Source organism: Streptomyces prunicolor NBRC 13075, assembly GCF_000367365.1.
GTDB lineage: Bacteria > Actinomycetota > Actinomycetes > Streptomycetales > Streptomycetaceae > Streptomyces > Streptomyces prunicolor.
Window position 1 is genome coordinate 1 of the sequence record NZ_BARF01000171.1, and the last position, 9761, is coordinate 9761.

Annotated in this window: 9 protein-coding genes; 5 read left to right on the forward strand and 4 right to left on the reverse strand. The window is 68.8% G+C overall.

What is annotated here, in order from left to right:
* Positions 1–346 precede the first annotated feature (346 nt).
* Positions 347–1354 carry a stage II sporulation protein M gene (locus SPR02S_RS54395; RefSeq protein ID WP_019065446.1) on the reverse strand — a complete coding sequence of 336 codons (1008 nt, stop codon included), beginning with the start codon at positions 1352–1354 and terminating at the stop codon, positions 347–349.
* 128 nt (positions 1355–1482) lie between these two features.
* Between SPR02S_RS54395 and SPR02S_RS54400 the strand changes: the two genes are divergently transcribed.
* On the forward strand, positions 1483–2496 hold the full coding sequence (locus SPR02S_RS54400) for an RDD family protein (protein ID WP_019065447.1): 1014 nt from the start codon (positions 1483–1485) through the stop codon (positions 2494–2496).
* Positions 2497–2528: 32 nt separating this feature from the next.
* Here SPR02S_RS54400 and SPR02S_RS54405 read toward each other — a convergent pair whose 3' ends face one another.
* The gene (locus tag SPR02S_RS54405) at positions 2529–3143 is read right to left on the reverse strand and encodes a hypothetical protein (protein ID WP_019065448.1); all 615 of its coding nucleotides are present in this window, start codon (positions 3141–3143) and stop codon (positions 2529–2531) included.
* A gap of 178 nt (positions 3144–3321) precedes the next feature.
* Positions 3322–4779, reverse strand: coding sequence for an adenosylhomocysteinase (gene ahcY, locus SPR02S_RS54410; protein ID WP_019065449.1), 1458 nt, complete (start codon positions 4777–4779; stop codon positions 3322–3324).
* A gap of 482 nt (positions 4780–5261) precedes the next feature.
* Here ahcY and SPR02S_RS54415 point away from each other — a divergent pair, with 482 nt between their 5' ends.
* The 4 genes from SPR02S_RS54415 to SPR02S_RS54430 all read left to right on the forward strand — a co-directional run bounded on the left by SPR02S_RS54415 (position 5262) and on the right by SPR02S_RS54430 (position 8522).
* Complete coding sequence (locus tag SPR02S_RS54415) at positions 5262–7463, forward strand: fructose-specific PTS transporter subunit EIIC (RefSeq protein WP_019065450.1); 2202 nt, start codon at positions 5262–5264, stop codon at positions 7461–7463.
* A 239-nt stretch (positions 7464–7702) separates the two neighbouring features.
* Positions 7703–7945, forward strand: coding sequence for a hypothetical protein (locus SPR02S_RS65595; protein ID WP_019065451.1), 243 nt, complete (start codon positions 7703–7705; stop codon positions 7943–7945).
* Positions 7915–8100 (forward strand): hypothetical protein, encoded by a 186-nt coding sequence (locus tag SPR02S_RS65600; protein WP_019065452.1) that lies wholly within the window; start codon positions 7915–7917, stop codon positions 8098–8100. The genes SPR02S_RS65595 and SPR02S_RS65600 overlap by 31 nt, the downstream gene beginning before the upstream one ends.
* Positions 8101–8204: 104 nt before the next feature.
* Complete coding sequence (locus tag SPR02S_RS54430; protein ID WP_026151759.1) at positions 8205–8522, forward strand: Imm51 family immunity protein; 318 nt, start codon at positions 8205–8207, stop codon at positions 8520–8522.
* Between the two features lie 30 nt (positions 8523–8552).
* Here SPR02S_RS54430 and SPR02S_RS54435 read toward each other — a convergent pair whose 3' ends face one another.
* Positions 8553–9674 (reverse strand): IS630 family transposase, encoded by a 1122-nt coding sequence (locus tag SPR02S_RS54435; RefSeq protein WP_306305775.1) that lies wholly within the window; start codon positions 9672–9674, stop codon positions 8553–8555.
* Between the last annotated feature and the right edge of the window lie 87 nt (positions 9675–9761).

A 9761-nucleotide genomic window follows, 5' to 3' on the forward strand; every position in this document is an offset into this window, starting at 1 on the left:
TTCCCTTCGGTCCTGCGTTTCCGACTCTATCAGACCGCTTCCGGTCCCGATTTCCTCGGTGCTTTCCAGGTTTCCGCTTCCGCGTTTCCCTTTCCGGCGGTTCCGACTTTATCAGAAGTTCCGGGCCGGACTGACCGGCCGCTCTTTTCCGATTCATCGGGAGTGTGGCTTCTTTGGAATCGATGGTTTCTATCGATGTTTCCAGAAGCAGACAGACACTCACTGTCGCCGACCGGACTAGATCCAGTTCTAGGCAACTGTTCGAATCTACCTCCCCGACCGGTCCGTGTCAACGGCTCCTGTGGGGCAAAGAGGAGACTAGCAGCTCAGCCGGAGTGGCCGCACATCAGGCGGCTGTCGGGACGGAGGAGCTGCGTTCGGCCGCCTCGACGTCGCCCGTCTCACCGGCGCGTACGGCACGACCGCCCAGGACGTAGACGTACGTCAGGAAGGCTCCTTCCGCGAGGATGCCGATGCCGATACGGGCCCACGTGGGGAGCCCCGACGGGGTGACGAAGCCTTCGATGGCACCGGAGACGAACAGGACCAGGGCCAGGCCGATCGCCATGCCCACGGCGGCCCGGCCCTCTTCGGCGAGGGCTGTGCGACGTGAACGTGGGCCGGGATCGATGAGGGTCCAGCCGAGGCGCATCCCCGTGCCGGCGGCGACGAAGACCGCCGTGAGTTCGAGCAGGCCGTGCGGGAGGATCAGGCCGAGGAACGTGTCGAGCCGGCCCGCCGACGACATCAAGCCGATGCCGACACCCAGGTTGAGCATGTTCTCGAAGAGGATCCAGAGGACCGGCAGGCCCAGGAAGACTCCCAGGACCAGGCACATCGCGGCGGCCTTGGCGTTGTTCGTCCAGACCTGTGCCGCGAATGCCGCCGCCGGGTGGCTGGAGTAGTAGGTCTCGTACTCGCCACCGGGGCGGGTGAGATCCCGTAGTTGGCTCGGGGCCGCGATGGAGGACTGCACTTCGGGGTGGGCGCCTATCCACCAGCCCAGGAGGATCGCGACCACGGTCGACAGCAGCGCGGTGGGGACCCACCAGTGGCGTGCTCGGTACACGGCGGCCGGAAAGCTGTGTCCCAGGAAGCGTGTGACATCGCGCCAGGAGGCACGACGGGTTCCTGTCACCGCGCTACGCGCGCGTGCCACGAGTTGGCTGAGCCGTCCGGTGAGCTGGGGGTCCGGGGCGCTGGACTGGATCAGGGAGAGATGGGTGGCCGTGCGCTGGTACAGCGCGACGAGTTCGTCGGCCTCGGCGCCATTGAGGCGACGCTGGCGGCGGAGCAGCGCGTCGAGGCGGTCCCACTCGGCTCGGTGGGCCGAGACGAAGACGTCGAGGTCCATCTGGTTGCCTGCTCCTCGGCTGCTCGTCGACTGCTGGTCGGGGATCAGCTTGTCGTACTGGGGTGCGATATGCCCTCAGCTTGGCAGACTGGCTGTTTCAGGGGCAGGGCAGGGGAAGGGCGGCAGGCGTGAGTGAGCTGGTGACGGGCGAGGCGGTGGCGCTGGAGTTGCGCCCCGCGAGGCTGCCCAGCAGGGCGCTGGCGGTGTTGCTCGATCTGATCGTGGCCATAGCCGCCTACACCGGCGTGAGCGTCGCGCTGATGTTTGCCACGGCCTCTTTGGACGTCGCGGCGCAGATCGCGGTGTCGATCGCGGCCTTTGTGCTGGTGCTGGTGGGCGGGCCCATAGCGGTGGAGACGCTGAGTCATGGGCGTTCGCTCGGGAAGCTGGCGTTCGGGCTGCGCGTGGTGCGGGACGACGGCGGGCCGATCCGGTTCCGGCACGCGCTGGTGCGGGGTGCGATCGGGGTGATCGAGATCCTGACGACGTTCGGGGTGGTCGCCTGTATCGCCTCCCTCGTCTCGGCACGCGGGCGGCGGCTCGGGGACGTGTTCGCGGGCACTCTCGTCGTACGGGAACGGGTGTCCGCCGGACCGACGGCCTTTGTGCCTCCTCCGCCGCCGTGGCTGACGGGACGTTTCGCCGAGCTCGATCTTTCCGCTGTTCCCGACGGGCTGTGGCTGGCCATCCGGCAGTACCTGACGCGGATGCAGCAGCTGGATCCGCAGGTCGGGTGGGCCATGGCTCAGCGGCTTGCCGCGGACCTGGTGGCTCGTACGGGCGCCCCGGCGCCGCAGGGGGTTCCGCCGGCCGCGTATCTGGCGGCGGTGGTGCAGGAGCGGCAGGCGCGGGATGTGCGGCGGGCCTTCGGGAACGGCGCGGTCGGGAGCGTAACGGCCGGCGGGTTCGGGCCCGGGGCGGGCGTGCCGGGTGCCTTCGGTAATGCGGCGTTCCAACCGTCGTCGGCTCCTCAGCAGCCGTACGGTTCCGTTCCCGCGCCTGCACCTGTTTCTTGGCCGGCCACTGCCGCTCCCCCTGTTCCCGCCGCAGGTGGCACGGGAGCCGATCCCGTCGTACCCAGTGCTCAGCCCCCGGCGCCCGCCGAACCTCGGCCCTCCACGGGGTTCGCGCCGCCCGCCTGACTCGCCTCGCCGCCGCCTCGGAACGCCGCCGCTCAGTCGAAGACGGACGGTGGCGACTCCAGCTCCTCCAGCTCGATGCCGGGTGCCGCGAGCACCACGTCGCCGGCGATGTGTACGGCGTGCTGCTCGCCCGTGTCCAGGGCTGTGACCTGGTATTCGTCCACGGTCAGAGGGCCGTTGTCAGTGCCGTGTGTTTCTCTTTTCAGCAAGGCCCAGGACTGGTCCACGGTGCGGGGGGCGAGGACCGGTTCCGTGAGGCTGACCAGGCGGACGCGGGTCGCTGAGGCGGAAGGGGTGAGGCGCAGGAGACGGGTGGTGGCGATGAGGAACGCGGGAGAGGTGCCGGTGAAGGCGTGGGCGCGGACATTGCCTTCGGTGGCATCGGTGCCGGTGGGGTCGGTGCGGACCCAGGTGACGCCGTCGAGAGCGGCGCCGCGCACCTGCCAGCTCGCCGCGTGGAGTTCGAGCCGGATCGGGCGGCCGAGTTCGTCGAGCGTGAGGTCGACGGAGCCGTTGTGATCACCGGAGGGGGTGGTGAGTTGGGAGACATAACGCCAGCCGGACGGGCCGGGGGCGCAATGGAAGTGTTCGACAGCGAGGGGGGTGTGATCGTGCGGATCGTGGAGCGAATAACGGCCGCGGGGCATCGGGGTCCTGGGTCTTGACGGGCCGGTCCGGCCGGAGGAACCAAAGGGGCAGGCCCCCGGCACGGGGGTGCGGGGGCCTGCCTCGGAGGATCTGCTGCTGAGGACCCGCCGCTGAGAACCGCGTCAGCGCACGGACGCGGTCACAGCGGGCGGGGTCACAGCCGACGGGGTCGCCGGATCAGTAGCGGTAGTGGTCCGACTTGTACGGGCCCTCGACCTCGACGCCGATGTACGACGCCTGCTCGGGGCGGAGCGTGGTCAGCTTCACGCCGAGCGCGTCCAGGTGGAGGCGGGCGACCTTCTCGTCGAGGTGCTTGGGCAGCACGTAGACGTCGGTCGGGTACTCCTCGGGCTTGGTGAACAGCTCGATCTGGGCCAGGGTCTGGTCCGCGAAGGAGTTGGACATCACGAACGAGGGGTGGCCGGTGGCGTTGCCCAGGTTCAGCAGGCGGCCCTCGGACAGCACGATGAGGACCTTGCCGTCGGGGAACTTCCAGGTGTGGACCTGCGGCTTGACCTCGTCCTTGACGATGCCCGGGATCTTCGCCAGGCCGGCCATGTCGATCTCGTTGTCGAAGTGACCGATGTTGCCGACGATCGCCTGGTGCTTCATCTTGGCCATGTCCGCGGCCATGATGATGTCCTTGTTGCCGGTCGTGGTGACGAAGATGTCGCCCTTGTCGACGACCTCGTCCAGCGTCGTGACCTGGTAGCCGTCCATCGCCGCCTGCAGCGCGCAGATCGGGTCGATCTCGGTGACGATCACGCGGGCGCCCTGTCCGCGCAGGGACTCCGCGCAGCCCTTGCCCACGTCGCCGTAGCCGAGGACGACCGCGGTCTTGCCGCCGATGAGGACGTCGGTGGCGCGGTTGATGCCGTCGATCAGGGAGTGGCGGCAGCCGTACTTGTTGTCGAACTTCGACTTGGTGACGGCGTCGTTCACGTTGATCGCCGGGAACAGGAGGGTGCCGTCTCGGTGCATCTCGTAGAGACGGTGGACGCCGGTCGTGGTCTCCTCGGTCACGCCGCGGATCTCCGAGGCGAGCTGGGTCCACTTCTGCGAGCCGTCGCTGATGGTGCGCTGGAGGACCTGGAGGACGACGCGGTGCTCGTCGGACTCGGCGGTGTCGAGGGAGGGGACCTTGCCGTCCTTCTCGTACTCGACGCCCTTGTGGACGAGCATGGTGGCGTCGCCGCCGTCGTCCAGGATCATGTTCGGGCCGCCGGTGGGGGTGTTCGGCCAGGTCAGCGCCTGCTCCGTGCACCACCAGTACTCCTCCAGGGTCTCGCCCTTCCAGGCGAAGACCGGGATGCCCTGGGGGTTCTCCGGCGTACCGTTCGGGCCGACGGCGATGGCGGCGGCCGCGTGGTCCTGGGTGGAGAAGATATTGCAGGACACCCAGCGGACCTCGGCGCCGAGGGCGACCAGGGTCTCGATGAGGACGGCGGTCTGCACGGTCATGTGCAGCGAGCCCATGATGCGGGCGCCGGCCAGCGGCTGGCTGGCGGCGAACTCGCGGCGGATCGACATCAGGCCGGGCATCTCGTGCTCGGCGAGGGTGATCTCCTTGCGGCCGAACTCGGCCAGGGAGAGATCGGCGACCTTGAAGTCCTGTCGGTTGTCGACAGTCGTCATTACGAGGAGCTCCTCGGGGTTGGGGCCTTGTGGATACGGCTGGTCTGCGCGGCAGCGGGCACAGGGGTGCCCGAAGGAGGGCACCGGAATGCCCCCGTACGCACAGCGCAGTCCGTCGGAGGCCCTCTCTCCCTCGGTCGGTCCGCGGTGGGACCGCCCGACCGCCATCAGCAGCGACGTCTGGCTCTCACCCAAGCTACACCGGTGGACCCGGCCGCCCCCAGCCCACCTCCGGACGGATCCAGCCGAACTCCGGCGGGCGTCCGGTGTCGGATCGGGTTTCCGGGGGAGCCGCAAGAGGATGTCCGCGAGCAGTGGATGGAGGGAGCGGACGACGGCGACCAGGGACTTCCGCGTCTTTGAGTCGGGCGTCGGATGTTGCAGGATGCACGGAGATCAGGAACCTCTGATCGATCTCGCGGGACGTCCGGGACGGCGTTCCGCGCGACGCAGGTGTTGGACGAAGGTGTTAGGAGAACGACGTGACGAGTACGGCCGGCCCTCCCCCCACGGGCCACGGCGACGGCGAGCCGCAGCGGTTGAGGCTGCTCGCGGTGACCGCGTGCCCGACCGGCATCGCGCACACGTACATGGCGGCGGAGAAACTCGCGCAGGCCGCCGAGAGCCGCGGCATCGACATGAAGGTGGAGACGCAGGGTTCCATCGGGGCTGAAAATGTCCTGAATGACAACGATGTCAGCACCGCGGACGGCGTCATCGTCGCCGCGGACAAGGACGTGGACCTGAGCCGTTTCGTCGGCAAGCGGGTCCTCATGGTCGGGGTCGCCGAGGGCATCCGGCACCCCGAACGACTGATCGAGCAGGTGCGGTCCGCGCCCGTGCACACGGCGGGCGGTACGGCCGCGGCGACAACCACGCCGGCCGGCAGGGAGCGGAGCGTCGCGTACAAGGCGCTGATGAACGGGGTCAGTTACATGATCCCGTTCGTCGTGGTCGGCGGGCTGCTGATCGCGATCTCGCTGTCGCTCGGCGGCCACCCGGACCCCTCCGGCGGTCTGGTCATCCCGAAGGACTCCTTCTGGATGGACGTGAACAACATCGGCGTGATCGGTTTCACGCTGATGGTGCCGATCCTGTCCGGCTACATCGCCTACGCGATCGGCGACCGGCCCGCGCTCGTGCCGGGCATGATCGGCGGGTGGATCGCCAACACCGGTTCGCTGTACGACTCGAAGGCCGGCGCCGGGTTCATCGGGGCGATCGTGACCGGGTTCCTCGCCGGGTATCTGGTGCTGTGGATCAAGAAGGTCAGGGTCCCGAAGTTCGTACAGCCGATCATGCCGATCATCGTGATCCCGATCATGGCGACGACGGCGCTCGGGCTGTTCTTCATCAACGTCATCGGGAAACCCATCTCCTGGGTGTTCGAGCACCTCACCAGCTGGCTCGGCGGGATGACCGGCACCAGCGCGATCCTGCTCGGCACGATCCTGGGGCTGATGATCGCGTTCGACATGGGCGGGCCGGTCAACAAGACGGCGTTCCTGTTCGGCGCGGGGCTCATCGCGACCGGCAACCAGGCCGTCATGGGCATGTGCGCCGCCGCGATCCCGGTGATGCCGCTCGGCCAGGGCCTGGCCACGCTGATACGGCAGCGGCTCTACACCGAGCAGGAACGGGAGACCGGTCTGGCCTCTCTGTTCATGGGCTGCTTCGGCATCTCCGAGGGCGCGATCCCGTTCGCTGCGGCACGACCGGCGCAGGTCATCCCCGCCAACATGCTGGGCGGCGCGGTGGCCGGTGCGATCGCCGGGCTCGCCGGCGTGAAGGACGCGGTGCCGCACGGCGGGCCGATCGTCGCGGTGCTGGGCGCGGTGAGCGGCGTACCGATGTTCTTCGTGGCGGTGGCGATCGGTACGGCGGTCACCGCGGTGACGACGGTCGCGCTGGTCGACGTGAGCGAGCGGAAGCGGCGCGGAGAGCTCGTCGGGCACGGGGTCACTGTCGAGCCCGAGCTCGCGTTGGTCGGGGCGGGGGTGGGAACTCCGGGCGCCGGGGCCGTCGTTGCGGAGCAGTGGGCTGTGCGCGGAGAGACGGTGACAGCGAGCGTAGCGGGCTCGGGCGGCTCAAGTTCGCCTGCTGCGAGCGCGGTTGGGGCTACGGCCGGTGCCGACTCGGCCGCCGCCGATGGCGCCCCCGGTTTCGGCTCCCCCGCCGAGGAACCCGGAATGAGCCCCACCCCGGAAGTCCTCCCCGAGGCTCTCCCTGAGGTCCTCTCCGGGTACCTCACCGAGCAGACCGTGAAAGTGCGGCTCGACGCGGGTGACAAGGAGGCCGTGATCCGGGAGATGGCCGGGCTGTTGGCGCGGACCGGGAAGGTCGTGGACGTCGAGGAGTTGGTGGCGACCGCTTTGCGGCGGGAGGCGCAGGGGACGACCGGGCTCGGAGAGGAGATCGCGATTCCGCATGCCAAGACGGATGCGGTGAGTGCGCCGGTCGTCGGGTTCGCGCGGTCTGCCGAGGGCGTCGAGTGGGGTTCGCTGGACGGCACGAAGGCCCGGCTGGTCTTCATGATCGCCGTGCCGGAGGCGGCCGCCGGTGATGAGCATCTGCGGATTCTGGCGCTGCTGTCGCGGAAGTTGATGGATGCCGGGTTCCGAGAGCGGCTGTCAGCGGCCGGGGACGAGTCGGCAGTGCTCGGTGTGCTGAGCGAGGTCGGTTAGTCAGTCGGCGCGGGCCCGCGGCTGTCGTGGGGCACGGGCCCGCACTGACTGTTCATGGATGCCCGTTACCCCCGCGCCCGCGGAAATGACGTACGGGGCGGGGACTCGGGGGGGGCGCGGCTGTCGTCGTGGGCGTGTTGGGGGGGGAGTGGTGATGGCGGTCGGCGCGGTCGCGTACGCGCGGAATTCCTACGGGAGTTCCACCGTCAGCAACCAGAGCATGTCGCCGCGGTGACGTCGTGCTGTTCTCGGCGCCTGACCGCTACGGGTTCAGCGCGAGCGTGTTGCAGCGGGTCGTCGGGGTGGGCCGCGACCGCGTGGTGTGCTGCACGGGGTCGGGCACGGCCGCGCGGATCACCGTGAACGGAAAGCCGCTGGCGGAGCCTTATGTGAAGCAGGGTGATGTCGACGGCGTGCACAAGACGTACGACGTGACGGTCCCGAAGGGGCGGTGGCCGAGTCCGCCGTCCGGGACCGGGTGACCGACGACCGTACGGTCGCCTCCGGCATCGGGGCGGCCGTCATCGGCGGGGTCGTGCTCGCCCTGGTCGGGATCGCCTGGGGATCGCCGCGTTCGTCGTGCGGCGGCGGCAGCGGGCGGTTCCGGTGGCGCCGTGGCCCGTTCAGCAGAGGCTAGTGCTGTGACCGGGAAGGTTCACCGGGCCGAGAGCGGCGAGGGAGCGGATGAGCCGCTGGAGCGGATCGGGCAGCCCGTGCGCGAGGCGTGAGAAGATCGCGGCCGTGACCATCAAGCTTCATGACTTCGACGGCGAACACTCGCTGACGTTGGATGTCGGTGGCCTGGCTGCTGATGCCGCAGTAGCCGAGGCAGGGCACGAGCCGAACGGGTACTTCTGGGAAGGTCTCGTGCGGTTCGCGTGGCCGGACATTGCCGAACGCCTCGACTTCGACAGCGAGGCTGGCATGTTCTGCGCGGTCGGGAGTCCGAGTGACCTTGCGCGACTCAAGGCGGCCGTTGCGTCAGTCATCACGAGCCCCGAGGCAGTCCGCGACATCATCGCCCGGGCGGAGACTTCGGGCTTCGAGTTCGACGACTAGAGCTCCAACCGGACAGGAACACCGGTTCGGTCAGACTGCTGCGGGGAGTGGGCGTCCGCCCCAGCGGATGCCCTTCTCGCTGCGGATGCGAGCTCGCTCCTTGCGTTGAGCAGCGAGGACCTCGGGGTGGCGGGCGTTTTTGTTGCGCCAGCGCAGGTAGGCGTGCAGGGCGCGGGTCTGGACGTTGTGGTTGCGGTGGTGGGAGTTGGCGATCGTGAACTGCCGCAGCGGCCCGAAGTGGGCCTCGATCGGGTTGGCCCAGGACGCGTAGGTTGGGGTGAAGCAGAGCTCGACACGGTTCTTCTTTTCCCAGCGCCGGATCGTCTCGCCCTTGTGGGCGGACAGGTTGTCGAGGATGACGTAGATCGGGGCGCCGTCCGGGCGGGCCTCGCGGATCGACCGGAGACCAATCAGGGTGTTGCTGGCACCCTTCCTGCGCCGGTTGACGCCCCACAGGGTGTCGTCGCCGATGGAGTAGCAGCCGTGGAAGTACCGCACTCCGTGGGTGCGGTGATAGGTCGCGGGGTGCCGCTCTGGGTGACCGGCGAGTGCCCAGCCAGAGCCACCGGTAGGGCGGATGCCGAGAGGGCCAAACTCGTCGAACGCGAACACGCGGTCGGGGAAGCGCTCCAGGACGTACTCGATGCGGTCGAGCTTGGCGTTGCGCTCGGGGTCCGGTGACTCCTTCCACGTCTTCGTGTGTTGGAAGGTGATGTCACGGCGTGCGAGCAGGCACCGTAATGCCTCGCGGCCGATCCGGATCACGCGGTCGTGCACTCTCCGCAGGTAAGCGACGAGCTTCCGGATCGACCAGCGGGTGAAGGGCTGGCCGAGCTTGGTCGGGCGGGTGGTGGCCGTTTGGACGACGAAGTCCTCGTCGTCAGGACTGAGAAGGCGGGGACGGCCTCCCGCCCAGTGAGGGTCCAGGCAGGCCAAGCCGATCTCGTTGAACCGGTGGATCACGTCTCGGACGGTGTCCTCGTCGGCCTGCACCAACTGGGCGATCACCGGGACCCGGTTCCCGCCGGCCGAGGCGAGCAGCATCATCGCGCGCCGGTAGCGCACCGAACTGGTGCTGCCTCGGCGCACGATCTGCTGCAGCTTGTGCCCTTCCTGGTCAGTCAGTCTGGGCACACGTACAGGCTCGGCCACCACACCCCCAACGGTCAGATCGACGGAAGTCACCGCACATCCAACCGTCCCGACCAGCGCTCCGGCGAACCAATGCGGTCAGAGCAC

Bases quoted from the DNA above. Each gene is read 5' to 3' on its own strand.
- SPR02S_RS54395 (WP_019065446.1), bottom strand. From the start codon at position 1,354: ATGGACCTCGACGTCTTCGTCTCGGCCCACCGAGCCGAGTGGGACCGC.
- SPR02S_RS54405 (WP_019065448.1), bottom strand. From the start codon at position 3,143: ATGCCCCGCGGCCGTTATTCGCTCCACGATCCGCACGATCACACCCCC.
- ahcY (WP_019065449.1), bottom strand. From the start codon at position 4,779: ATGACGACTGTCGACAACCGACAGGACTTCAAGGTCGCCGATCTCTCC.